This window comes from Sneathiella limimaris, assembly GCF_012932565.1.
In the GTDB taxonomy this organism is placed as follows: Bacteria; Pseudomonadota; Alphaproteobacteria; order Sneathiellales; family Sneathiellaceae; genus Sneathiella; species Sneathiella limimaris.
Genome location: NZ_JABBYJ010000001.1, coordinates 2,487,792 through 2,511,941, shown reverse-complemented (window position 1 = coordinate 2,511,941; position 24,150 = coordinate 2,487,792). Strand labels below are relative to the sequence as shown.

Below are 24,150 nucleotides of genomic sequence, written 5' to 3'. Positions count from 1 at the left end.
ATTAGCGGTTTCCGCTTCCTTCACTTGCAAAACGGACAGCCTCTTGAGCCGCGCGAACCATTGCTTTGGCTTTATTCACAGTTTCCTGGTACTCAGATTCAGGGTCGCTATCTGCAACGATGCCGGCACCAGCCTGAATGTAGATTTTATTATCTTTAACGACAGCCGTCCGAAGAGCAATACAGGTATCCATTGTTCCGTTTGCAGAGAAATATCCAACGGCACCGGCATAAACACTACGGCGCGACTTTTCCAGTTCATCAATAATTTCCATAGCACGCACCTTTGGCGCACCGGAGACTGTACCTGCTGGAAAACCAGCCTTTAGCGCATCAATCGCGGTCAAGCCTTCCTGGATCTTCCCTTCAACGTTGGAGACGATATGCATCACATGGGAATAGTTTTCGATGACGAATTTTTCTGTCACATTGATGCTGCCAATACGGGCTACGCGACCAACATCATTTCGCCCCAAATCCAACAACATCAAATGTTCGGCCAACTCTTTTGGATCATTAAGCAGATCATCAGCCAACGCTTTATCTTCGGCCGCAGTTGAGCCGCGAGGACGGGTGCCTGCAAGTGGTCGGATTGTAACCGTCTCATCGCGCAATCGAACCAGAATTTCGGGACTGGACCCCACTACTGAGAAGTCCCCAAAGTTCAAGTAAAACATAAACGGGGAGGGGTTGGTCCGGCGTAGCGCCCGATATAGAGAAAGCGATGGAAGGGTAAAAGGAAGTTCAAAACGCTGGCTTGGAACAACCTGGAAAATATCACCGGCTCTGATGTAGTCCTTTGCCTTTTCTACCATCGAGTGAAATTCTTCCCGGGTGGTATTGGAACTTGGCTCAGGCATCTCCATTTCCTGAACATCCATAGATACCGAATGTGGCAGGCTTCTGGAAAAATCATTAACGGCGTCGGAAAGACGCTCGGCCGCGTGGTTATAGGCAGTCTGAGCGGAACGTCCATCTCCAACCCAAACAGGCGTTACGATGGTCACCACATCCAAAATGCTATCAAAGATAGCCATCACAGTTGGGCGGATGAACATTCCGTCTGGCAAGTTCATATCATCGGGATTTGAATCTGGAATGTTCTCCATCAATCGAACCGTATCATATGACATATAACCAACCAGGCCAGCTGCCATTGGGGGCAGATGAGGAGGAAGATCTATGTGACTTTCGTCGATAAGGTTTTGCAGGCTTTCCAGGACCGGCTCTTCGATCGCAACAAACGCTTCAGGGTCAAATCGAGCCGTTCGGTTTATACGTGCCTGTTTGCCGTCACACCGCCAAATCAAATCCGGCTTCATACCAATAATGGAATAGCGGCCCCTTACAGCTCCGCCCTCCACGGATTCAAGAAGAAAAGAATTTGCCTTTCCTTCTGCCAGCTTCATCATCGCGGAAACTGGCGTTTCCAGATCTGCAACAAGGGTTGTCCAAAGGACTTGGGATTTTCCTTGATCGAAGCCTTCACTAAAATCTGAAAAGGCGGGCTGAATTGACATAATTAGAAATATTCCTCAATCAGGCCGGTTTTTACGGAGAAACCGATTTCCTTTTCCAGATAGGACATATACTGCTCGTTTAGATCCCGGCTCATACCTTCGGTAAGCTCAGTTGTTAGCTGGCTGTATACAGCCTTGTCCTTACTTTTATCAGCAGGCACGATTTCACGAACGGTAAAGATGACATACCCATTTTTGCTATCATTCTCACCCATAGCGAATTCCCCCTCTTTAAGGGAGAAAAGACTGTCAACTGCTGCAGGTGCAAGACCTGCAATCTTACCAGTTCGTGTGCCTGGAACAGTGGTCTTAACTGCATAACCCAGGCTTTCAAGTGAACTTCCACCTTTGACTTTTTCAAGTAAGGCTGTGACTTGCTTTTGGTTTTCTTCATGCAGCCAATTTGCTTGCCAGGCTTCGGTAACTTGATCTTTTACGGTCTCCAGATCTTTTACTGCAGCAGCCTTAATATCAGTTACTTCCAAGGCATAATGAATACCGGTTCCGGCTTCTTTCAGCTCTGCCTCTACTCCTGTTTCTGTGGAAAATAGGGTGGCCGTAAATTCATTTAGGGCTGGAAGATTGTTTGACGGTTGTCCCTGCAAGTTCAATCCGTTCGCATCGGTCCAGTCAATTGTCTTGGCTTTTACCCCGATTGCGTTGGCAGCTTCTTCAATTGAAGCGCCGCCTGCAAACTCATCTTGTAAAGCAATGGATTTATCATAGACAATGTCTGCCGCCCCGCGCAGGGCAATGTCTTTCTCAAGCTCTGCTTTGACCTCACTTATTGGTCGGGTCCGGCCTTCTTCAACCTTATTGACCTTCAGAATGTGCCAGCCAAGGATGGTTTTCACAGGAGCCGTTGAGCCGCCTGCGGGGGTTGCAAAAACAGGTTCCTGCAACTCATCAAGCAATTCTGTTTTCGTTAAACTCCCAAGATTGATGTCAGCTTCTGTCAACTGAAGCATTTCACTTGCTACTGCAGCGAAGTCGGAGCCGCCTGTCAGCCGGGCCGTTGCTTCCTGTGCCTGTTCTTCAGTATCGAAGATCATTTGGAAGACTTCCCGTTTTTCTGGCAAAATGAACTCACTAGAGCGAGCCTCATATTCCGCTTTGATCTGCTCTTCAGTTACATTGACTTGATCCGTAAAATCTTCAGGAGAAATATAGAGGAAAACGGCTTTACGGTATTCTGGAGCCATAAAAGCATCTTTGTTTTCGTCGATATACGCCTGTAGCTGCTCAGTTGTCGGGGTAGGAGCGTCACCAGCGGTACTATCAGAAACTTCCACGTAGGTTGCCACTCTTTTTTCAAGATAGTGATTGAACAGTTGATCGACTGCGAAAGCTGGGGCTGTATCTTTGTACAAGGACACTGTTTGCATCAATTGCCGACGACGGATTTCATCTTTCAAGATATTTACATACTCAGCTTCTGAATATCCGTTTTGGCGAAGCAAAGTTTCAAATCTTAAACGGTCAAAATTTCCAGCTGCATTTTTGAAGTTTGGATTTGTTTGAATTTCTGAGACAACCTGATCATCGGTTACACCAAGATGGAGCTCCCGCACACGTTCCTGTTCCAGAAGTCGCGTTTTCATACTTGCAATGGTGCTTCGGGTAACACCGAACTGTTTCGCTTCTTCTGTTGTTATCTGACGTCCAAAATAAGCGGAGACCTGATTTAGACGGTTCCGGTATTCTCTTTGAAATTCACCTAAGGAGACGGTCTGGTCACCAACTTCGATAACATCACTGCCCACAGAACTTCCCAGCATGTCACCGCCAATACCCCAAAGGCCGAAACTTGCGACCAACAGTAATAGCAATCCTTTGGCGAGCCACCCACTGGCTCCTTTACGCATGGAATGAAGCATATTTTCCCAACACTTAATGTCTTTATTTAACCGTTATCAGGGACTTACCCCCGCTAGAGCGCGCCATGATATGAGCTAAGACCTCCTCGCTCAACACGGAAATTCTCAAAGAGGTATCTTTCTCCTAAAAAAAATGGCATATGAGCGGGAAATATTCGTAAAGAACCTGTCCTAGTCCAAGAAGTGAGGGGAAGAGCATGTCGATCAGACCATTAATTGCCGGTAACTGGAAGATGAATGGCCTAAAAGGGGAATCATCTGAAGTGATCAGGGAGCTGTTGGCTAAAGTGAGCACAGTTGCCAATCCTGGCTGTGATATTCTGATCTGCCCTCCAGCCCTTGTAGTGAATGAGCTAGCTGCTTTATGCGAAGGAACTTCGATTTCTATAGGAGGGCAAGATTGTCATCCAAATGTTTCTGGTGCCCACACTGGCGATATCAGCGCAGAAATGCTGAAAGATGCTGGCGCATCATACTGCATTGTTGGTCATTCCGAACGTCGCACGGATCACGGTGAGAGCAATGAAACAGTCAAGGCCAAGGCAGAGGCCGCAATTCGCGCTGGCTTGATCGCCATTGTATGCGTTGGTGAAACTTTAGAGGAACGCGAAGGTGGTAAAACCCTCAATGTGATTTCCGAGCAGGTTAAAAACAGCCTACCTGAAGGCGCTACTGCGGAAAACACTGTAATCGCTTATGAGCCTGTTTGGGCAATTGGCACCGGCAAAACACCAACTCCTCAGGATGTTGCCGAGGTTCACGCGCACATGAGGGCAGAGTTATCTGCGCTGATGACTGATGCTAATGGCGTTCGTCTTTTATATGGTGGATCTGTAAAAGGATCTAATGCGCCAGAGCTGATGGGTCTCGAAAATGTGGACGGTGGTCTGGTCGGTGGGGCCAGTCTAACAGCAGAAGATTTCTGGCCAATCATTGAAACCGGAATTTAAAGGATATATGTCTGGTAATTCGTTTGGCTTTGGTGTAGAAGCCGTTGCAATTGCTTTGAACTACTGGCGGCATTGCCGTCAAACACCCGGGAATTAGAGGATCATGGAAACTATCCTTTTGGTCATACATGTATTGATTGCGGTCTTCCTGATCGGTGTTGTTTTGCTGCAGCGTTCCGAAGGTGGTGCGCTTGGTATTGGCGGCGGAACAGGCGGCGGTCTTATGACAGGCCGTGGTGCGGCTAATCTGTTAACGCGGACAACAGCGATTTTGGCAGCAGCTTTCTTTGCGACAAGCATCTTACTTGCGATCATGAGTGGTGTTCACACCAGTCCCACATCCATATTGGACGAGGCTGGGGGAGCGACGCAGACCGAGGAAGCACCCGCCAAACCCGCAGAACCAGCGGCTCCTCTATCAACCCAGTAAAGAATTTTCGAGAGACGGTAAATTTACCGTCTCTTTTACTTCACGAACCTGTTTAGTTTTAATATAGTGTAATCCCATGGCTCGGTTTATTTTCATTACCGGTGGTGTGGTATCCTCACTTGGCAAAGGCCTTGCAGGGGCAGCGTTGGCTTCCCTGTTGCAAGCGCGTGGCTATAAAGTGCGGATGCGCAAACTGGATCCTTATATCAATGTCGATCCCGGCACGATGAATCCCTATGAACATGGGGAATGTTATGTGACTGATGATGGTGCAGAGACGGATCTGGATCTTGGTCACTATGAACGCTTCACAGGTGTTTCCTCCAAACAAAGTGATAACGTCACAACAGGTCGGATCTACCAGACAGTTATCCGTAAAGAGCGCCGGGGTGACTACCTGGGTGCAACTGTTCAGGTGATCCCTCATATTACCAATGCAATTAAAGAATTTGCGACAGCCGATATCGTAGACGAGGATTTCGTCCTTGTTGAAATTGGCGGAACTGTTGGTGACATCGAAAGTTTGCCGTTCCTTGAAGCCATACGTCAGCTTGGTAACGAATTGGGCAAAGACGCTATTTTTATGCATCTTACCCTTGTTCCCTATATCGCAGCGGCTGGTGAGCTAAAAACCAAACCAACCCAGCATTCTGTAAAAGAACTCCAATCCATTGGTATTCAGCCTGATATTCTCCTTTGCCGGAGTGAGCATGAAATCCCAGCTGGGCAAAGAGCCAAAATCGGTCTCTTCTGTAATGTTCCAGAAAAAGCAGTGATTCAGGCTCTGGATGTTCGGACCATCTATGAAGTCCCTTTGAGCTATCACGCTGAGGGTCTTGATGAAGCAGTATTAAATGCGTTTGGTATTGATGATGCGCCAGATCCGGATCTCACTATTTGGCAAGATATCGTCGATCGGATTGTGCATCCGGAAGGAGAAGTCAAAGTTGCTGTGGTTGGTAAATATATCGAGCTACAGGATGCATACAAATCTTTGACTGAATCCCTTGTCCATGGCGGCATTGCTAACCGGGTTAAAGTACATATCGACTGGTTTGAATCTGAAGTTTTTGAAAAAGACGAAAGTCTACTCGCTGAAAGACTTGAAGATGTTCATGCGATCCTGGTTCCCGGCGGATTTGGGGAACGAGGTGCAGAAGGAAAGATCAAAGCCGCACGTTATGCTCGTGAACACAAGATTCCTTATTTCGGCATTTGCTACGGTATGCAGATGGCTGTAATCGAGGGCTGTCGCTCACTTGCTGGTCTCGCAAATGCAGGCACATCAGAATTCGGACATGGAGATCCAAACGTTGTTGGTTTGATGACGGAATGGACCCGCGGAAATGCAACTGAAGTTCGCTCAGAAGAAGGTGACCTGGGTGGAACCATGCGTCTTGGCGCATACCCTTGTGATTTGGTTGAAGGAACAAAGGTTCGGGAAATCTACGGAAAAGAACGGATCGAAGAGCGCCATCGCCATCGTTATGAAGTGAACGTTCAGTATCGTGATGCTCTTGAAAAAGTTGGGTATAAATTCTCTGGTATGTCTCCGGATGGGGGATTACCGGAAATTGTTGAAATTCCAGATCATCCTTGGTTCATAGGCGTTCAATTCCACCCCGAATTAAAATCCAAACCCTTTGACCCACACCCCCTGTTCAAAAGCTTTATCAAAGCTGCAATTGACAAATCTCGGCTTGTGTGATGGCTGTGAATAGAGACTGGACTTCAAGATGACGGCAAATTCAAAAGTCACGATCGGCAATTTTCAAGTTGGCAATGATCTTCCGCTCGCGTTGATCGCAGGTCCATGCCAGATGGAAAGCGAGACCCATGCGATGGAGATGGCAGGGCGTCTTGTTGAGATAACCCAGCGTCTTGGAATGAATTTTGTCTATAAATCTTCTTTTGATAAGGCAAATCGGTCTTCTATTCATACGCAACGGGGATTAGGGATCGAAAAAGCCCTGCCGATTTTTGAAAAGATCCAGAAGGAATTTTCTGTTCCTGTTCTGACCGACGTTCACGAAAGCAGCCAATGCGCTGAAGTTGGATCTGTTGTCGATGTCTTGCAAATCCCTGCATTTTTGTGTCGCCAGACCGATCTTCTAGTCGCCGCGGCCAAGACTGGCAAAGTCGTGAATGTTAAAAAAGGCCAGTTTCTTGCCCCTTGGGACATGAAAAATGTTGCGATCAAAATGCAGGAAAGTGGCACTAGCCAAGTCCTTTTGACCGATCGCGGGACTAGTTTTGGATATAACACACTTGTCTCCGATATGCGGGGGCTTCCAATTATGGCCGAGCAAACCGGTCTTCCCATCGTTTTTGATGCAACTCATTCAGTTCAACAGCCTGGTGGGCAGGGGGCAACCTCTGGCGGGCAACGGGAATTTGTGCCCGTTCTTGCGCGAGCGGCTGTTGCTGTGGGCGTGGCCATGGTCTTTATGGAGACCCATGAAGATCCAGATAATGCACCTTCTGATGGTCCAAATATGGTGCCCGTTGATCAAATGGAAGACTTGCTAAAAAGACTGCAGGGATTCGATAAGCTTGCCAAAAACCTTTGATAAATTTGAAACAAACTTAGAAATACAGGAACCTATAAGCCATGAGTGCCATTCTTGATATTTTAGCCCGGGAAATTCTCGATAGCCGCGGAAATCCGACTGTTGAAGTTGATGTGGTATTGGAAAGTGGTGCTTTTGGCCGCGCTGCGGTTCCATCAGGTGCCTCTACTGGCGCTCACGAAGCCGTTGAACTGCGTGATGGTGGAGATCGCTACAAAGGCAAAGGTGTTTTGCAAGCGGTTGAAAGCGTTAATGGAGAGATTTTCGACACGATCTCTGGCTGGGATGCTGAAAACCAGATTGCCATTGATCGGGCAATGATTGAGTTGGATGGCACATCAAACAAAGGCCGTCTTGGCGCCAATGCCATTTTGGGGGTTAGCCTGGCGTTGGCGAAAGCCGCCGCGATTGATGCGAACCTGCCTCTATATCGCTATGTTGGTGGGGCGTCAGCCCGGACGCTACCGGTTCCGATGATGAATATCATCAACGGTGGTGAACATGCTGACAACCCAATTGATATTCAAGAATTCATGATCATGCCGGTATCCGCCGGTAATATTCGGGATGCGGTCCGCATGGGCGCAGAGGTATTCCATACACTCAAAAAACAACTGAGCGAAGCTGGTCATAACACCAACGTTGGTGACGAAGGCGGCTTTGCTCCAAATATCGGTGGCACAAGGGATGCTTTGGATTTCATTATGAAATCTATTGAAGTTGCCGGATATAAACCTGGCGAAGATATCTATCTGGCTCTTGATGCAGCCTCCACTGAATTCTACGCAGATGGAAAATACTCCCTAAAAGGAGAAAATAAAGTCCTCTCTGCGGAGGAGATGGTTGAATATTACGCCTCACTCGTTGGCGATTACCCAATTATCTCAATCGAGGATGGTATGTCAGAGGACGACTGGGCTGGCTGGAAACTACTCACCGATAAAATTGGAGATAAAGTCCAGTTGGTCGGTGATGACCTTTTCGTTACAAATCCTGTTCGCCTTGCTGATGGCATTGAGCAGGGGGTTGCGAACTCTATCCTCGTCAAAGTAAACCAGATTGGTAGCCTGACCGAAACAATGGAAGCTGTTGAAATGGCTCACAAAGCTGCTTACACCGCAGTAATGTCACATCGCTCAGGTGAAACTGAAGATTCAACTATTGCAGACCTGGCTGTTGCAACAAACTGTGGACAGATTAAAACAGGTTCTCTTGCCCGTTCGGATCGGTTGGCAAAATATAACCAGCTTATCCGGATCGAAGAGGAACTGGGGCAAGCAGCTGAATATGCAGGTCGTTCCATCCTGAAATAGGTACTTTCAATAAGTCTTTAGAAGCGGACCTCTGAAAAAGGTCCGCTTTTTTTATGATCGATGCAAATAAGTTTAAGTCCCTAAATTATTAACCATATAAGCGATTTACTTATTGACCCTGGCAGTCGAATTTGATTCACTCTTAGCTATGAATCTCAGTTACGAAATACGCAAACGCATTAAAGCGAGTACAGCACCCATTCTTGGGTTGCTGATGGTTTGCTATTTCAGCTATCACCTGATCGAAGGAGATAGGGGATTGTTTGCTTATCTGAAACTGCAACAGCAGGTTCGGCAGGAAACAGCTCAGCTTCAACTCACTGAACTTGAGAAAAATCGTCTCGAAAAAAGGGTTCAGCTGTTAGATCCAGAGAATCTCGACTTGGATATGTTGGAGGAACGGGCCCGGGAAGTCTTAGGGCTTGCACATCCTGATGAGATCATCATCTATACTAAATAGTTGCTTACAACTGTAACAAACGACAATTTATGTTGCAGATTGTCCATCTGATTTTCAAAAATTACAAATTTCAATTATCTAAGAAAAATATAATTACTTATATCGTTGATAATTGCATTTTCTTTAGCTTGATGCTGCAATGCGTCATAATTAACCCAGATAACTATAATTGAGTTAATTTATTGGATTCCCTTGTTTCTTAACTAATTAGAAGCCACAGTTCGAATAAGAATTTCGACAAATTTCTGCCGCCACAGGGAGACGGCAGACTTTTCAACAAGGGAGTTATCATGGCACGAAAAGCCTCTACCACTCGCCGAAAATCGCCGAAGGTCGACAAGGACCAAATCCAAAAATATTACCGGGACATGTTATTGATCCGACGTTTTGAAGAAAAAGCCGGTCAAATCTATGGCATGGGCCTCATTGGCGGTTTTTGTCATCTCTACATTGGACAAGAAGCTGTTGTCGTTGGCATGCAATCGACAATCACAGACGATGATGCAGTGATCACATCCTATCGCGATCATGGTCATATGCTGGCCTGCGGTATGGACCCAAAAGGTGTTATGGCGGAATTGACTGGCCGGGAAGGGGGCTACTCCAAAGGTAAGGGTGGCTCCATGCATATGTTCTCCAAAGAAAAGAACTTCTATGGCGGGCATGGTATCGTCGGGGCCTGTGTACCCCTTGGAACCGGGCTCGCATTTAGCCAAAAATATCAGGACAATGGTCAGGCAACTCTCTGTTACATGGGCGATGGTACAGTCAATCAGGGCCAAGTCTATGAAAGCTTTAACATGGCAGAGTTATGGTCACTTCCTGTTGTGTACGTGATTGAAAATAACGAATACGCCATGGGAACCTCTGTTAAACGGGCCTCAGCCCAGACAGAACTTTTCCGTCGAGGCGAAAGTTTCGGTGTGCCAGGTGAACAGGTGGATGGCATGGACGTGCTTGCTGTTGCAGAAGCGGGCCGAAAAGCTGTTGAGTGGGCCAAAAGCGGAAAGGGTCCCTACATCCTGGAAATGAAGACCTACCGCTATCGCGGACACTCCATGTCTGATCCAGCGAAATACCGATCTAAAGAAGAGGTCAATAAAAAGCGGGCCGAAAGTGATCCGATTGAACGGGTTCGTGAAAAGCTCCTCAATGAAAAAATCTACACAGAGGACGAACTGAAAGAAATTGATCGGGACGTCAAATCCATCGTGGCTGAAGCCGTTGAATTTGCGCAGGAAAGTCCGGAACCACATCCAGATGAACTGATGACAGATATTCTCGCCTAATCAAGCGCAAGACAAGGGATAAAGGAAGATATAAATGCCTACAGAAATTCTCATGCCAGCGCTTTCACCGACGATGACCGAAGGGAAGTTAGCGCGTTGGACTGTAAAAGAAGGCGATACAGTTTCCTCTGGTGACGTATTGGCCGAAATCGAAACCGATAAAGCTACCATGGAAGTAGAAGCCGTTGATGAAGGCACCATCGGTAAAATCTTGATTGCTGGGGATACAGACAATGTTGCCGTCAACACGCCAATTGCCCTTCTCTTAGAAGAAGGGGAAGACGCCAGCGCTCTAGATAGTTATTCAGCATCATCAGGCAACAATCAGCCTGCCGAAGCTGCGCCTGAGGCCTCAGAGGCAAGTGATTCAAACGCGACAACAAGTGCGGCTTCTCCTCAGCCTCAATCCGCTTCTGCCTATGATGCAAGTGAAGAAATACCGGCAGGCACTGAAATGGTGAAAATGAGTGTGCGTGAAGCACTTCGGGACGCCATGGCAGAAGAAATGCGCGGTGACGACAAAGTCTTCATAATGGGTGAGGAAGTTGCCGAATACCAAGGTGCGTATAAGGTTACTCAGGGCTTACTGGATGAGTTTGGAGCCCGGCGTGTCATCGACACTCCAATTACCGAACATGGCTTTGCCGGCGTTGGTGTTGGAGCCGCTTTTCACGGACTGAAACCAATCGTTGAGTTCATGACATTTAACTTTGCCATGCAGGCAATCGACCAAATCGTCAATTCCGCTGCTAAAACCCGATATATGTCCGGGGGACAGATGGGAAGCCCGATCGTGTTCAGGGGTCCAAACGGTGCAGCCTCTCGTGTTGCTGCCCAGCATTCTCAGTGTTTTGCAGCATGGTACGCCCATGTTCCAGGGCTTATCGTTGTTGCCCCTCATACTGCATCGGACGCCAAGGGACTTTTAAAGTCAGCAATTCGCGATCCAAACCCTGTCATTTTCCTGGAAAACGAAATCCTCTATGGGCAGAGCTTTGATGTCCCTGTTCTGGACGATTTCACGATCCCCCTTGGCAAGGCAAAAATCGCAAGGGCAGGTGATGATGTGACTATTGTTTCATTTGGAATGGGTATGACTTACGCACTGCAAGCTGCCGAAAAACTGGCTGAAGATGGCGTAAACGCGGAAGTTATTGATCTTCGGACAATCCGTCCACTTGATATGGATACAATCATAGCATCTGTGCAAAAAACCAATCGCTGCGTCACGGTTGAGGAAGGGTGGCCACAACATGGCGTGGGCGCTGAATTGAGTGCTCAAATCATGGAAAAAGCGTTTGATTATTTAGATGCACCGGTCCTCAGAGTAACTGGCAAAGACGTGCCAATGCCATATGCGGCCAATCTTGAAAAACTGGCCTTGCCAAGTGTTCAGGATGTGATTAGCGCCGTTAATGCTGTGACATACCGGTAAGGGAGGGGAAAGAAGATGCCAATTACCATTACGATGCCGGCTCTGTCCCCAACCATGACAGAGGGAAAACTAGCAACATGGCAGGTTAAAGAAGGGGATACCGTCTCCTCTGGTGACGTGCTGGCCGAAATTGAGACAGATAAAGCTACAATGGAGGTGGAAGCCGTCGATGAAGGCGTTGTTGGAAAAATTCTGGTAGCGGCTGGAACTGATAATGTGGAGGTGAATACGCCCATAGCCTTATTGCTGGAAGAGGGCGAAGATGCCTCTGCTCTGGAAGGAGCAGCGCCTGCAGAAAAACCTGCAGAAAGCAAAGCACCATCAGCAGACAATCCACCAGCAACTCAAGCGGAGAACAGCAAGCCAGCTTCTCCTGCACCTGCAGCGCCGAAATCGGGAGATGGGGGTAGGATCTTCTCTAGCCCATTAGCGCGGCGCATTGCCGCCAACGAAGGGTTGAACCTCACCGATATTTCAGGAACTGGACCTCATGGCCGTATTGTAAAAGCCGATGTCGAAGGGTTCCTGGCTTCAGGTGGAAAAGCAAAAGCCTCTCAAAGCGCACCATCTGATGCACCGGCCGCGACGGCTGCCGTCGCTCCACAACCAGTTACTCCGCCTCCAGCAGGTGACTACGAGGAAATTCCGCTTAATGGTATGCGGAAAACCATTGCCCGCCGCCTAACGGAGGCTAAGCAGACAATTCCGCATTTCTATCTCACTATTGAATGCGAGCTCGATAATCTGCTGGAAATGCGTAAAGAGCTGAATTCCCGCTCGGACGACTACAAAATTTCAGTGAATGATTTTATTATCCGGGCCAGCGCGTTGTCCCTGAAAAAACTGCCGACAGCTAACGCAATCTGGGGCGGTGATAAGATCCTGCAATATAAAAATATTGATATTGCCGTTGCTGTTGCCGTTGATGGTGGATTGATAACACCGGTTGTCAAAGGCGCCGATGGAAAAGGGCTTGCCAGCATTTCAAACGAAATGAAAGAACTCGCGGGTAAAGCTAAAGATGGAAAGCTTATGCCTGAGGAGTATCAGGGAGGCTGTTTCTCCATTTCCAATCTAGGGATGTTTGGAATTCAGGAATTTTCCGCTGTGATCAACCCGCCGCAATCTGCAATTCTTGCGGTTGGGGCAGGGGAACAGAAGCCCGTCATCAAGGATGGCGCTGTTGCCATTGCGACAACCATGAAAGTCACCCTTTCTTGCGACCACAGAGTTATCGACGGAGCGCTTGGTGCCGAACTCCTGAAATATTTCAAAGGCTATATCGAAGAGCCACTGACAATGATGCTGTAAGGGGGAAATTATGGCTGATACAAAATTTGATGTAATTGTCGTTGGTTCAGGTCCAGGTGGATATGTTGCCGCTATTCGTGCGGCTCAATTAGGACTTAAATCTGCCATTGTAGAGAGAGAACATTTGGGGGGGATTTGCCTGAACTGGGGCTGTATTCCGACCAAAGCCTTGCTCCGCACTGCAGATATTTACCGCAACATTCAACATGCTGCTGGATACGGGATTAAAGTGGATCAGGCGTCGGTCGATCTTGAGGCGACAGTCAAGAGATCCCGTCAGGTCGCCGCCCAGTTATCAGGCGGTGTCTCGGGTCTGTTGAAAAAAAATAAAGTCACGGTCCTAATGGGTAAAGGAAGGCTCGCTGGTTCAAAAACTGTCGAAGTCGAGGCGGACGGCAAAAAGACAGCCTATTCTGCAGATCATATTATTCTGGCGACGGGAGCCCGTGCAAGAACGCTCCCCGGAATGGAACCTGACGGCAAGTTCATCTGGTCATATAAGGAAGCCCTAGTTCCAGATACCACACCCAAGCGCTTACTTGTGGTCGGATCAGGCGCTATCGGCATCGAGTTTGCGAGTTTCTTTAATGCGCTTGGCAGCGAAGTTACCGTTGTTGAGGTGATGGAGCGCGTACTTCCTGTCGAAGATGCAGATATATCAGCCCTTGCAGAAAAATCCTTTAAGAAACAGGGAATGAAGATCCTGAAAGGAACGACTGTTACCGAGCTTAAGAAGTCGGCAAGCGAAGTCACTGCGACTTTTAAGGATTCCAAAGACAAAACGTCTACCGCAAGCTTTGATCGAGTGATTATGGCCGTTGGTATTGTCGGTAATGTGGAAGATATCGGACTTGAAGGCACTAAGATTAAGGTCGATCGAACCCATATCGAGGTGGATGAATATTCAAGAACAGGTGAGCCGGGTGTATATGCAATCGGTGATTTGACGGGTCCACCCTGGCTTGCACACAAAGCCTCTCATGAGGGCGTAATCTGCGTTGAAAAAATAGCTGGTTTAAAAGATGTACATCCGTTGGAGCCAAAAAATATTCCCGGCTGTACTTATTGCCATCCTCAGGTAGCTTCTGTTGGGCTAACCGAAGAGGAAGCCAAGAAAACCGGAAAAGAGCTCAAAGTCGGGAAATTCCCCTTTATCGGCAACGGGAAGGCGATCGCTCTCGGAGAGCCGGAAGGTCTGATTAAGACCATATTTGATGCAAAAACCGGTGAACTTCTGGGCGCCCATATGATCGGGGCTGAAGTTACAGAGTTGATTCAGGGCTACGGCATTGCTAAAACCCTTGAAACAACGGAGGTGGAGTTGATGCATACTGTCTTCCCACATCCAACTTTGTCCGAGATGATGCACGAATCCGTCCTTGATGCGTATGGGAAGGTTATCCATATCTAGGGCACCCCTTTTTGCAAGAGTTGTTACCCATGACCGAAGCAGCTGAGAACACACCTCGTATCCGCCATCCGGAGAAACGTAATCGTCCGGATAACCCCATCCAGCGAAAACCCTCCTGGATTAGGGTCAAGGCACCTGTCTCTAAGACATATAACGAGACACGAGAACTGATGCGAGGGCTCAACCTTACAACTGTGTGTGAGGAAGCTTCCTGCCCAAATATCGGGGAATGCTGGTCCAAGAAACATGCGACCATGATGATCATGGGGGAAATCTGTACCCGTGCCTGTGCGTTTTGTAATGTCTCAACAGGTAAGCCAAATGCGCTTGATCCATTTGAGCCTTTCAATGTTGCCAAGGCAGTCAGCACAATGGGCTTAAATCACGTTGTGATTACATCCGTTGACCGGGACGATCTGGACGATGGCGGCGCTCAACATTTTGCGGAAGTGATCCAAGCCATTCGTGAAGCTGCTCCAAACACGACTATTGAGATCCTGACTCCCGACTTTTTGAAGAAGGATGGGGCCTTGGAAGTAGTTGTTGCGGCGAAGCCAGATGTGTTCAACCATAACCTTGAAACAGTTCCAAAGCTTTACCCAACAGTGCGCCCCGGCGCCCGGTATTTCCATTCTTTGCGGCTGTTGCAGCGGGTTAAAGAACTGGATCCAACCATCTTCACCAAGTCTGGGATTATGGTCGGTTTGGGTGAGACTAAAGATGAAGTGACGCAGGTCATGGACGATATGCGGGTTGCCGATATTGATTTTCTCACCATCGGGCAATACCTGCAGCCAACCGTAAAGCATCACGCGATTGATCGGTTTGTGACCCCAGATGAGTTTAATGCATTTGAGCGTCAGGCCTATAACAAGGGCTTCTTGATGGTATCTTCATCACCGCTGACCCGCTCTAGCCATCATGCGGGTGAAGACTTCGCCCGTTTGAAAGAGGCGCGGGAAAAAAAGCAGGCCCAGAAATCTTAAGTTCAGCGTTTAAGTAACGAGCTTCCGACATGCCCACACATGCCGAACAACGTGTCTTACCCTTTAGCCAGAAGCAGCTTTATGATTTGGTTGCTTCTGTTGAAACCTATCCTGAATTTCTTCCCTGGTGTGTTGGCGCCCGGATCAAGGAAAAAACAGATCGGTTGATACTGGCCGATCTGGTAATTGGATATAAGATGTTTCGTGAACGTTTCACATCCCGAGTAACCTTGGACCCTGAAACCCCGCGGATTGATGTGGAATATATGGATGGGCCGTTTAAATACCTCAACAATCACTGGATCTTCATGCCCCATCCAGATGGATGTGAAATCGATTTCTATGTGGATTTTGAGTTTAAATCAGCCTTGCTGCAAAAAACCATCGGACTGCTGTTCAACGAAGCCGTGCAGCGCATGATTGCGGCCTTTGAACATCGTGCAGAAGTTCTTTACGGCAAGCCTGATTAGGCCCCGTCTATCGCATTCAATAGCATCTCTAATGCTGTGATAATGGTTGCAATGCGCACCTTGTCCCGTCCAATGTCCCCATAATCCATTTTGCGGTGTTCAAGCACACCATTTAAGTTTGCTGTTGCCAAATGAACGCGGCCGCCAGGCTTATAATCACTGCCACCAGGCCCCGCGATCCCGGTCACGGCAACACTGAGTTCTGAAGCTGATTTTCGAATTGCCCCAATTGCCATTTCGCGGGCTGTTTTTTCTGCGACTGCACCAACTTCTCGTAATGTTTCAGCGCTCACTCCAAGAACTTGCATCTTCGCTTTGTTGGTATAGGTGATAAATCCTCGGTCCACGACTGCGGAAGAGCCAGAAACATCTGTAAGAGCACCGCCGATCAAGCCACCGGTACAGCTTTCAGCCGTTGCAATCGAAATGCCTTTGGCTTTCGCCTGTTCAATAACCTGCGCTGCAAGTTCGTAAATTTTTTCTGGCAAAATACTCAAGCGATCACCTTTAGAACAATAATTACAGCGCCGAGGGCAAATAGGCCAGCAACGAGATCGTCTAGCATCACACCTATAGCTCCCTTTATATTTTTATCCATCCAACTTATGGGCCAAGGTTTCCAGATGTCAAACAATCTGAAGAACAGAAATCCAAGCAATAAGGCGAGGGGAGAAGTACCTGCCACTAAAATTGCGAGCCATTGCCCCGCAACTTCATCAATAACCACTTCTTTTGGATCTGATTTACCCGTACGCGTCACATAGATATGAGTGGTGAAAGTTCCCAGTAGGAAAACAACTACTGTTGCCAAAAGTAAATGGATCTGCCCACCATAAACTAAGATGACAAACCCAAATGGAAGCGCGGCCAGTGAGCCCACTGTTCCTGGGGCCTTAGGGCTTAAGCCTGACCAAAACCAGGTGGATAAGATCGTTGCGGGATGCAGCTTAGAAATAGAACCGCTCATCAAAAAATCTCAGGGAGTTTGATGGTTGCAACAGCCTGGGCTGCGATCCCTTCACTGCGTCCAGTAAAGCCAAGCTTTTCAGTCGTTGTTCCTTTTACAGAAACGCGGTCGATGGCAATACCAAGTATCTCCGCAATTTTTGCCCGCATCGCGTCACGGTGAGGTGAAATTTTGGGGGCCTCACAAATAATGGTCAAATCCACGTTCGCTATTTTTCCACTTTTTTGCGCCACCAATGAAGCGGCATGTTCCAAAAAGAGCGAAGAAGGTGCGCCTTTCCATTTCGCTTCGCTTGGGGGGAAATGGGTTCCAATATCACCTTCACCAATCGCTCCCAGTATTGCATCGGTCAGGGCATGGAGCGCCACATCTGCATCGGAATGTCCCTTCAACCCCTGATGATGGGGGATCTCAACCCCTCCTAACCATAGGTTTGAGTTGCTATCGAATGCATGCACATCAAACCCAAGTCCAGTTCGAATATCTGTCAAAGATTGGCTCATCAAAGTATCAATATCTGCTTTTGTGGTAATTTTTTGATTTCGTATATCCCCCATGACCCATGCAACGTCTATCCCAGCTAATTCAGCAAGGGCAATATCGTCCGTTACATTTTGATCCTTGAAGTCTTCATGTGCTTTTAAAATTACTGGAAAGCTGAAGGATTGAGGGGTTTGAGCTGCAACGATTTCATCCCGGTTGAGAGTACCAGTCACTCTGCCATCATTTATGCTTTTAAGCGTATCGGTTGCCGGGATAGCTGGCAAAACGGCATCACAACTTTCCAGTGCCTCAACACATCTATTGATCAGGTCTTTTGACACGAATGGCCTTGCGGCGTCATGAATAAGAACATATTCCAAATTCTCGCAAGACATGTTTAACGCTGAAAGCCCGTTTAAAACGCTTTCCTGGCGGGTCACTCCCCCCGCAACTGGTGGTAACAATTCAAGTCCACTAACGGCGTCATCATATAGATCTTGATCAGCCGCATTATAGACCACCTGAACCTTGTCGACCTTTGCATGGTCCAGGAACTGTTCCAGTGTTTTTCTAAGAACTGTTTTCTCACCCAACTTCAAGTATTGTTTGGGAAAATCTAGTCCGGTTCGGCTGCCAGATCCAGCGGCGACAATAAGGGCGGCGGTAGTCATAGCGTGACCTTAAGCCCAGGAAATAGGGAGTTCAATAAAAATGCAGAACTCGATAGGAATAGGTTGCGTTGCAACAAAAAAACTCCTAAAATGCACAAATCTTAAGCAATAAATAATTTGCACAAAAAATGACCATTACGATCGGTGACATATCCATTGAAATGCCAGTATTACTGGCTCCCATGGCTGGAATAACAGATTTGCCTTTTCGGCGGATTGTATCCCGCTATGGTGCTGGACTTGTGTTTTCCGAAATGGTGGCGAGTAAGTCAATGGTCAATGAAACAAAAAGATCATTACGTATCGTCAAAACTGACAGAGAAGCCGAAAATGTACTTGCTGTTCAGCTTGCTGGATGTGAGCCGGAAATTATGGCTGAGGCTGCCAAGCTAAATGCGGATATGGGTGCCAAAATTATCGATATCAATATGGGCTGCCCGGTCAAAAAAGTGACGTCTGGTATGGCTGGATCCTCCTTAATGCGGGATTTGGATCACGCTGCAAAAATTATTAAAGCGACAGTCGAGGCGGTCAAAATCCCTGTAACTCTCAAAATGAGAACAGGATGGGATGAGGACAGCCGTAACGCCCCAGAGCTCGCAAAGATCGCTGAAGATCTTGGAATTCAAATGTTGACCGTACACGGTCGCACCCGATGCCAATTTTTTAAAGGATCGGCCGATTGGTCTTTTATAAACGAAGTCAAAAAAGCCGTCTCCATCCCGGTCATTGCAAATGGCGATATTCAAACTGTAGAGGACGCCAGAACAGCGCTGAATATGTCTGGAGCTGATGGCGTGATGATTGGCCGCGGTGCCTATGGACGTCCTTGGTTTGTCTCACAAGTTGGGACATTCCTGCTTGAAGGTACTCATAAGCCAGACCCTGGTGCAGCAGAACAAATGCAAATTGTTCTTGAACATTATCAAGGACTTATAAAACTTTATGGAGAAGTTGTCGGAGCTCGTGTAGCCCGCAAACACTTGACCTGGTATTCGGAACGTCTGGAAGGGGGCAAAGAGTTTCGAAATCGAATTATTCGTTTGGAGGATCATCGGCAGGTCGAAAAGGAAATCAGATCCTTCTATTCGTCTTTGGCAGAAAAACAGAAAGTCGCCTGACATGGTCAAAAACGCGGTTATCGAAAAACACAAGTCAGAGGATGTGAACCCCTACAGCGTCCTAATGGTTTTGCCGGATCCCATTATCGTTGTGGATGCAAATGGCTATATCCCATACGCAAATCCGGCGGGGGAGGAGTTTTTCACATCCTCCATTAACATGCTCCGGCGAACCACAATTGATCAGCTTGTCCCTTTCGGCAGTCCGCTTCTTTCGCTCATTGAGCAAGTCAGGGAAAGTAACGATCGCGTATCTGAATATGGTGTTGACCTTGGAACCCCAAAGACCGGGGTCAAGAATGTAAATATCCAAGTCTCTTCTTTGTTTCACAAAAATATGGTCGTCGTCCAAATTGAGGAACGGACCATGGCCTCAAAAATGGATCGACAATTAACTCACAGGGGCGCAGCCCGCTCGGTTACTGCAATGGCAGCCATGCTTGCGCATGAAGTTAAAAACCCTCTTTCAGGTATTCGGGGATCTGCACAATTATTGGAAATGAATGCATCTGATGCTGATCGCGCCTTAACCCGTCTCATCTGTGATGAAACAGATAGGATTTGTGCCATCGTTGATCGCATGGAAGCATTTTCAGACGACCGCCCCATTGAACGGGAAGCTGTGAACATCCATGAAGTACTGGAGCATGTAAGGCTTCTAGCCAAAAACGGTTTCGCGAAGAAGGTAAAATTCTCAGAAGAATATGATCCATCTCTGCCATATGTTTATGGAAACCGGGATCAGTTGGTTCAGGTTCTATTAAACTTGGTCAAGAACGCTGCAGAGTCTGTCCCTGAAGAAGGGGGAGAGATTACGTTTACGACAGCTTATCGGCCAGGTGTTCGCCTTGCGGTCCCAGGGAATTCAAATCGGGTGCAATTGCCTTTAGAAGTTGGAGTTAAAGACAACGGCCCCGGTATTTCAGACGAAATTCTGCCGCACATTTTCGACCCCTTTGTCACAACAAAGAAAGGGGGTAGCGGCCTTGGCTTGGCTTTAGTTGCCAAAATTGTCGGGGACCATGGCGGCATCGTTGAGTATGACACAGCGTCAGAGGGTGGACATTTTCTTATCCGCCTTCCTGTTTACAATGTACCAAAATCGAAAGAAGAAGCGTAATGGCTGGAACCATCTTAGTCGCAGACGACGATCAAGGCATCAGAACAGTTCTGGATCAGGCACTTAGTCGCGCCAATTATACTGTCCGCTCAACTGGAAATGCCGCGACCCTCTATAACTGGGTTTTGGAAGGGGCAGGGGATCTTGTCCTGACAGATGTTGTCATGCCAGATGAGAATGGCCTGGATATGCTTCCCAGGCTCAAAAAGGTTCGTCCAGAATTACCTGTTATTGTTATGAGCGCTCAAAATACGCTTTTGACTGCTATTAAAGCGACTGAGCGCGGCGCCTACGATTACCTTCCAAAGCCTTTTGATCTGAAAGAAATGCTCCAGGTTGTCGAAAGAGCCCTCTCCAAGCCAAAGAAAGTTCGCTCTAACGATTTGGATGACGCAGAGGACGAAGAGACCAAGATCCCGCTGATTGGTCGCTCTCCGGCTATGCAGGAGATCTATAGAGTTCTTGCCCGCCTGATGGGTACCGATCTGACGGTTATGATTACTGGTGAAAGCGGAACTGGTAAGGAATTGGTTGCCCGCGCGCTCCATGAATATGGCAAACGGAAAAATGGCCCATTCGTGCCGGTTAACATGGCAGCTATCCCCAAAGAACTCATTGAGAGTGAATTGTTTGGCCACGAAAAAGGTGCGTTCACAGGCGCAGAATCTCGCGCAGTTGGTCGCTTTGAGCAAGCACAAGGGGGCACACTGTTTCTTGACGAAATTGGTGACATGCCATTAGAAGCCCAAACAAGGCTTCTCCGTGTTTTACAGCAAGGTGAATACACAACAGTTGGGGGACGCACCCCAATGAAAACTGATGTTCGTATCATTGCAGCGACTAACCGGGATTTACGCCAGTTTGTGCGCCAGGGACTGTTTCGCGAAGATCTCTTTTACCGACTGAATGTTGTTCCTATCCGTCTTCCTCCTTTGAGGGAGAGAACAGAAGACGTTCCTGATCTTGTTCGCCACTTCCTCGCACTTGCCCAGGAAGATAGTCAACATGCAATTAAAAGCATCGACAATGAAGCTTTAGAGATTCTGAAAAAACATAAGTGGCCAGGTAATGTCCGTGAGCTTGAAAACCTTGTTCAGCGATTGGTTGCCCTTTATTCAGAAGAAATGATCGACGCCAAGATGGTTGCAGCAGAACTCCAGCCGTCTTCAACGTCGCAACCCATTGAGGCAGCTCCGAGCGACGAAAGCTTAAGTGAAGCGATTGAGCGCCATATTGCGAAATACTTTGCAGCCCATCCAGGCTCGCTTCCGCCGCCAGGTCTATATGAGCGGGTTTTGCGGGAAATGGAGCGACCTTTGATCACGCTTTCCCTTGATGCGACAAATGGCAACCAGATAAGAACTGCCGATTTGTTGGGCCTCAATCGAAATACCCTGCGAAAAAAAATCAGAGAACTTGATATTCAGGTTGTTCGCGGCATAAAGTGATGCTTAAATGCCACAAATGTGGCGTTTAAGAAATTCACACCGCGAATGAGGGGCAGAAATTAGACATTTCAAAGGTTTGCACCATCGCATATCTCGGATAGATATGTGATGCAAACGCACCAAAACAGCCAAAAATCTCCGACGGCAATTTTGCGGTGGGCCCGAAAAATTGGCTTGGGACCCAAAAGCTCGTTTGCAATTGCACTGCTTTCATTCGCTGCTGGGCTTGCGACATATGGCTCTTTGACCGGTGATGATATTCGCATAACCAGACTTTTGGTGATCGCAGACTTAATTCTCATTGGCATAATGGCGCTAATTATTGCTCAGCGACTAACCCGTATGTGGCGGCGGCAGAAAATTGGCAAAGCAGGCAGTAATATGCATCGCCGCGTGGTCAGGCTGTTTATGCTTATAGCCGTCGCGCCTGCGCTGATGGTCGCAATCTTTTCAGCACTTTTCTTCAATATCTATTTTCAACGGCATTTTTCGGAGCCAGTGAACGTCGCTGTTTCCGAATCAATGGCTGTTGCTGATCGGTATATTAAAGAACATATTCAAAATATTCGGGCTGATATTTTGGGAATGGCCGCTGACATTAGCCGAATACCAACCAGGATGCTTCAAAACCGTGAGGTTTTTAACCAATTTTTGACCGATCAGGTTGCTTCGCGCAATCTCAGTGAAGCGATTATCGTCAATGGTAATCGGGAAATCATAGCCCAATCCAACCTAAGCTTTGCTGTTGAGTTTGACCAAATTCCAACCAATCTTTTTGATCGGGCGACGGCGACTGATGTGGTGGTAGTTGCCAATCAAAATGATGACCGGGTGAGGGCCCTCATTCGGTTAGATCGTTTGCTGGATGGTTACCTTTTTGTCAGCCGGTACATTGACCCTCGCGTCTTGGAACATCTGGAGCGGACCCGAAAAGCAACGCAGGATTATAAAGAGCTGAAAGAAGAGGGTTTTGGCATCCAGGTCCAGTTTGCTGTTATCTTTGTTATTATCTCGTTGCTGGTTGTGTTGGCTGCGGTCTGGTTTGCCCTCGCCATTTCATCGAGGCTTGTCAAACCGATTGAAGGTTTGGTCAATGCAGCCGAACGGGTTAGGGATGGTGATCTTGATACTAAGGTTGACGAACAGACGGCCTATGATGAGATGGCGCTCCTTAGCCGGTCCTTTAATAGAATGACAGGCGAATTGGCATCTCAGCGTCAAGAGTTAGAGCAAACCAATCAGGAATTGGATGAAAGACGGAGATTTACTGAAACTGTCTTGTCAGGTGTGACGGCTGGTGTGATTGGCCTGGATACAAAAGGCATTGTAACACTTCCGAACAGAACCGCCTTGAAGCTGTTAAATTTGGACAGTACCGAAATCATTGGTCGAAAACTTATTGAGGTTGCACCTCAGTTTAAAGATTTACTTGAAGAGGTAAGAGAACGCCCCTTTAGGATAGGACAATCGCAAATTCATCTGCAAACATCCGCTGGACATCATCATTTATTGGTTCGAATAGCGGCTCAGATTTCTGAAAGCGGGATAGATGGATATGTTGTCACTTTAGATGAAATTACGGAACTCGTAGCGGCTCAAAGGATGGCGGCATGGGGTGACATTGCGCGTAGAATAGCGCATGAGATCAAAAACCCACTTACCCCGATCCAGCTGGCAGCGGAACGTATAAAGCGCAAATATTCCAAACAGATAACGGATGATATTGATACGTTTAACAAGTGTACAGATACGATAATTCGGCATGTGGGTGACATCGGGCAGATGGTAGATGAGTTTTCGTCCTTTGCTCGAATGCCAGCCCCGGATTTCCAGCCAGAAGTTTTGAGCTCAATTCTAGAAGAAGCCGTTTTCCTTCAAAAAATTGCCCATCCAGAAATCAATTATGTCATCCCAAATGACCTTCCACAGGATCTCTGTAAGGTCGATGTCCCGCAAGTGACACGCGTGTTTACGAATTTACTGCAAAATGCAGCGGACGCGATTGCCGGTAGAGATGAGGACGAAGCGCTTAACAATCCCGGACAGATTGAAATCGATGTTAAAGAGACAGAATCTCAGCTTATTATTGAGATCAAGGATAACGGAAAAGGGTTACCTGTTGAGAACCGAAACAGACTTACAGAGCCCTACGTAACGCACCGTGAAAAGGGAACCGGATTGGGACTTGCAATCGTAAGTAAGATCATGGAAGAACATGGGGGTTCTCTGTCGCTGCTTGACAGAGAAAACAACCCCGGAGCCAGAGTACAAGTTGCGTTTTATAAGATTGAATTAAAAGAAACAGCAGGGAACGTGTAA

21 protein-coding genes are annotated in these 24,150 nt (G+C 47.6%); 16 read left to right on the top strand and 5 right to left on the bottom strand.

Annotation, left to right across the window (positions count from 1 at the left end; translation table 11 throughout):
• Window position 1: 1 nt before the first annotated feature.
• Both trpE and HH301_RS12155 read right to left on the bottom strand, forming a co-directional pair.
• A complete protein-coding gene (trpE, locus tag HH301_RS12160; RefSeq protein ID WP_169569170.1) occupies window positions 2-1,519 on the bottom strand; it encodes an anthranilate synthase component I in 1,518 nt (505 codons plus the stop codon).
• Between the two features lie 2 nt (window positions 1,520-1,521).
• Entirely contained in the window at window positions 1,522-3,384 is a 1,863-nt protein-coding gene (locus tag HH301_RS12155) for a SurA N-terminal domain-containing protein (protein ID WP_169569169.1), read from the bottom strand.
• 209 nt (window positions 3,385-3,593) lie between these two features.
• Here HH301_RS12155 and tpiA point away from each other — a divergent pair, with 209 nt between their 5' ends.
• The 12 genes from tpiA (at window position 3,594) to HH301_RS12095 (ending at window position 16,021) form a co-directional block, all read left to right on the top strand.
• On the top strand, window positions 3,594-4,346 hold the full coding sequence (tpiA, locus tag HH301_RS12150; protein WP_169569168.1) for a triose-phosphate isomerase: 753 nt from the start codon (window positions 3,594-3,596) through the stop codon (window positions 4,344-4,346).
• 103 nt (window positions 4,347-4,449) lie between these two features.
• Window positions 4,450-4,776 carry a preprotein translocase subunit SecG gene (secG, locus tag HH301_RS12145; protein ID WP_169569167.1) on the top strand — a complete coding sequence of 109 codons (327 nt, stop codon included), beginning with the start codon at window positions 4,450-4,452 and terminating at the stop codon, window positions 4,774-4,776.
• A 76-nt stretch (window positions 4,777-4,852) separates the two neighbouring features.
• Entirely contained in the window at window positions 4,853-6,484 is a 1,632-nt protein-coding gene (locus HH301_RS12140; protein WP_169569166.1) for a CTP synthase, read from the top strand.
• A gap of 28 nt (window positions 6,485-6,512) precedes the next feature.
• The gene (gene kdsA, locus HH301_RS12135; protein WP_169569165.1) at window positions 6,513-7,346 is read left to right on the top strand and encodes a 3-deoxy-8-phosphooctulonate synthase; all 834 of its coding nucleotides are present in this window, start codon (window positions 6,513-6,515) and stop codon (window positions 7,344-7,346) included.
• A gap of 41 nt (window positions 7,347-7,387) precedes the next feature.
• Window positions 7,388-8,659, top strand: coding sequence for a phosphopyruvate hydratase (gene eno / locus HH301_RS12130; protein ID WP_169569164.1), 1,272 nt, complete (start codon window positions 7,388-7,390; stop codon window positions 8,657-8,659).
• Between the two features lie 148 nt (window positions 8,660-8,807).
• Window positions 8,808-9,119 (top strand): FtsB family cell division protein, encoded by a 312-nt coding sequence (locus HH301_RS12125; protein WP_169569163.1) that lies wholly within the window; start codon window positions 8,808-8,810, stop codon window positions 9,117-9,119.
• 290 nt (window positions 9,120-9,409) lie between these two features.
• The gene (gene pdhA / locus HH301_RS12120; protein ID WP_169569162.1) at window positions 9,410-10,408 is read left to right on the top strand and encodes a pyruvate dehydrogenase (acetyl-transferring) E1 component subunit alpha; all 999 of its coding nucleotides are present in this window, start codon (window positions 9,410-9,412) and stop codon (window positions 10,406-10,408) included.
• 34 nt (window positions 10,409-10,442) lie between these two features.
• A complete protein-coding gene (locus tag HH301_RS12115) occupies window positions 10,443-11,843 on the top strand; it encodes a pyruvate dehydrogenase complex E1 component subunit beta (protein ID WP_169569161.1) in 1,401 nt (466 codons plus the stop codon).
• 15 nt (window positions 11,844-11,858) lie between these two features.
• Entirely contained in the window at window positions 11,859-13,154 is a 1,296-nt protein-coding gene (locus tag HH301_RS12110) for a pyruvate dehydrogenase complex dihydrolipoamide acetyltransferase (RefSeq protein WP_169569160.1), read from the top strand.
• A gap of 10 nt (window positions 13,155-13,164) precedes the next feature.
• Window positions 13,165-14,565, top strand: a complete 1,401-nt coding sequence (gene lpdA, locus HH301_RS12105) for a dihydrolipoyl dehydrogenase (protein WP_169569159.1) — start codon at window positions 13,165-13,167, stop codon at window positions 14,563-14,565.
• 29 nt (window positions 14,566-14,594) lie between these two features.
• A complete protein-coding gene (lipA, locus tag HH301_RS12100) occupies window positions 14,595-15,551 on the top strand; it encodes a lipoyl synthase (protein ID WP_206378282.1) in 957 nt (318 codons plus the stop codon).
• Window positions 15,552-15,580: 29 nt separating this feature from the next.
• Window positions 15,581-16,021 carry a type II toxin-antitoxin system RatA family toxin gene (locus HH301_RS12095; protein WP_169569158.1) on the top strand — a complete coding sequence of 147 codons (441 nt, stop codon included), beginning with the start codon at window positions 15,581-15,583 and terminating at the stop codon, window positions 16,019-16,021.
• On the opposite strand, the gene HH301_RS12090 is transcribed toward HH301_RS12095, so the two are convergent.
• The 3 genes from HH301_RS12090 to HH301_RS12080 are packed head-to-tail and all read right to left on the bottom strand — an operon-like array spanning window position 16,018 to window position 18,142.
• A complete protein-coding gene (locus HH301_RS12090) occupies window positions 16,018-16,518 on the bottom strand; it encodes a CinA family protein (RefSeq protein ID WP_169569157.1) in 501 nt (166 codons plus the stop codon). The genes HH301_RS12095 and HH301_RS12090 overlap by 4 nt on opposite strands.
• Window positions 16,515-16,988, bottom strand: a complete 474-nt coding sequence (locus HH301_RS12085) for a phosphatidylglycerophosphatase A family protein (protein WP_169569156.1) — start codon at window positions 16,986-16,988, stop codon at window positions 16,515-16,517. The genes HH301_RS12090 and HH301_RS12085 overlap by 4 nt, the downstream gene beginning before the upstream one ends.
• Complete coding sequence (locus tag HH301_RS12080) at window positions 16,988-18,142, bottom strand: bifunctional 2-C-methyl-D-erythritol 4-phosphate cytidylyltransferase/2-C-methyl-D-erythritol 2,4-cyclodiphosphate synthase (RefSeq protein WP_169569155.1); 1,155 nt, start codon at window positions 18,140-18,142, stop codon at window positions 16,988-16,990. Before HH301_RS12080 ends, HH301_RS12085 begins: the two co-directional genes overlap by 1 nt.
• A gap of 128 nt (window positions 18,143-18,270) precedes the next feature.
• On the opposite strand from HH301_RS12080, the gene dusB reads away from it, so the two are divergent.
• From dusB to HH301_RS12060, 4 genes are all read left to right on the top strand, one after another.
• Window positions 18,271-19,263, top strand: coding sequence for a tRNA dihydrouridine synthase DusB (dusB, locus tag HH301_RS12075; protein ID WP_169569154.1), 993 nt, complete (start codon window positions 18,271-18,273; stop codon window positions 19,261-19,263).
• Window position 19,264: 1 nt separating this feature from the next.
• Window positions 19,265-20,383 (top strand): two-component system sensor histidine kinase NtrB, encoded by a 1,119-nt coding sequence (locus HH301_RS12070; RefSeq protein ID WP_169569153.1) that lies wholly within the window; start codon window positions 19,265-19,267, stop codon window positions 20,381-20,383.
• A complete protein-coding gene (gene ntrC / locus HH301_RS12065) occupies window positions 20,383-21,831 on the top strand; it encodes a nitrogen regulation protein NR(I) (RefSeq protein ID WP_169569152.1) in 1,449 nt (482 codons plus the stop codon). Before HH301_RS12070 ends, ntrC begins: the two co-directional genes overlap by 1 nt.
• Before the next feature lie 108 nt (window positions 21,832-21,939).
• Complete coding sequence (locus HH301_RS12060) at window positions 21,940-24,150, top strand: sensor histidine kinase NtrY-like (protein ID WP_169569151.1); 2,211 nt, start codon at window positions 21,940-21,942, stop codon at window positions 24,148-24,150.

Excerpts from the sequence above, each read along its gene's own strand:
- trpE (WP_169569170.1), bottom strand. The coding sequence starts at position 1,519 with ATGTCAATTCAGCCCGCCTTTTCAGATTTTAGTGAAGGCTTCGATCAA.
- HH301_RS12155 (WP_169569169.1), bottom strand. The coding sequence starts at position 3,384 with ATGCGTAAAGGAGCCAGTGGGTGGCTCGCCAAAGGATTGCTATTACTG.
- tpiA (WP_169569168.1), top strand. The coding sequence starts at position 3,594 with ATGTCGATCAGACCATTAATTGCCGGTAACTGGAAGATGAATGGCCTA.
- secG (WP_169569167.1), top strand. The coding sequence starts at position 4,450 with ATGGAAACTATCCTTTTGGTCATACATGTATTGATTGCGGTCTTCCTG.
- HH301_RS12140 (WP_169569166.1), top strand. The coding sequence starts at position 4,853 with ATGGCTCGGTTTATTTTCATTACCGGTGGTGTGGTATCCTCACTTGGC.
- kdsA (WP_169569165.1), top strand. The coding sequence starts at position 6,513 with ATGACGGCAAATTCAAAAGTCACGATCGGCAATTTTCAAGTTGGCAAT.
- eno (WP_169569164.1), top strand. The coding sequence starts at position 7,388 with ATGAGTGCCATTCTTGATATTTTAGCCCGGGAAATTCTCGATAGCCGC.
- HH301_RS12125 (WP_169569163.1), top strand. The coding sequence starts at position 8,808 with ATGAATCTCAGTTACGAAATACGCAAACGCATTAAAGCGAGTACAGCA.
- pdhA (WP_169569162.1), top strand. The coding sequence starts at position 9,410 with ATGGCACGAAAAGCCTCTACCACTCGCCGAAAATCGCCGAAGGTCGAC.
- HH301_RS12115 (WP_169569161.1), top strand. The coding sequence starts at position 10,443 with ATGCCTACAGAAATTCTCATGCCAGCGCTTTCACCGACGATGACCGAA.
- HH301_RS12110 (WP_169569160.1), top strand. The coding sequence starts at position 11,859 with ATGCCAATTACCATTACGATGCCGGCTCTGTCCCCAACCATGACAGAG.
- lpdA (WP_169569159.1), top strand. The coding sequence starts at position 13,165 with ATGGCTGATACAAAATTTGATGTAATTGTCGTTGGTTCAGGTCCAGGT.
- lipA (WP_206378282.1), top strand. The coding sequence starts at position 14,595 with ATGACCGAAGCAGCTGAGAACACACCTCGTATCCGCCATCCGGAGAAA.
- HH301_RS12095 (WP_169569158.1), top strand. The coding sequence starts at position 15,581 with ATGCCCACACATGCCGAACAACGTGTCTTACCCTTTAGCCAGAAGCAG.
- HH301_RS12085 (WP_169569156.1), bottom strand. The coding sequence starts at position 16,988 with ATGAGCGGTTCTATTTCTAAGCTGCATCCCGCAACGATCTTATCCACC.
- HH301_RS12080 (WP_169569155.1), bottom strand. The coding sequence starts at position 18,142 with ATGACTACCGCCGCCCTTATTGTCGCCGCTGGATCTGGCAGCCGAACC.
- dusB (WP_169569154.1), top strand. The coding sequence starts at position 18,271 with ATGACCATTACGATCGGTGACATATCCATTGAAATGCCAGTATTACTG.
- HH301_RS12070 (WP_169569153.1), top strand. The coding sequence starts at position 19,265 with ATGGTCAAAAACGCGGTTATCGAAAAACACAAGTCAGAGGATGTGAAC.
- ntrC (WP_169569152.1), top strand. The coding sequence starts at position 20,383 with ATGGCTGGAACCATCTTAGTCGCAGACGACGATCAAGGCATCAGAACA.
- HH301_RS12060 (WP_169569151.1), top strand. The coding sequence starts at position 21,940 with ATGCAAACGCACCAAAACAGCCAAAAATCTCCGACGGCAATTTTGCGG.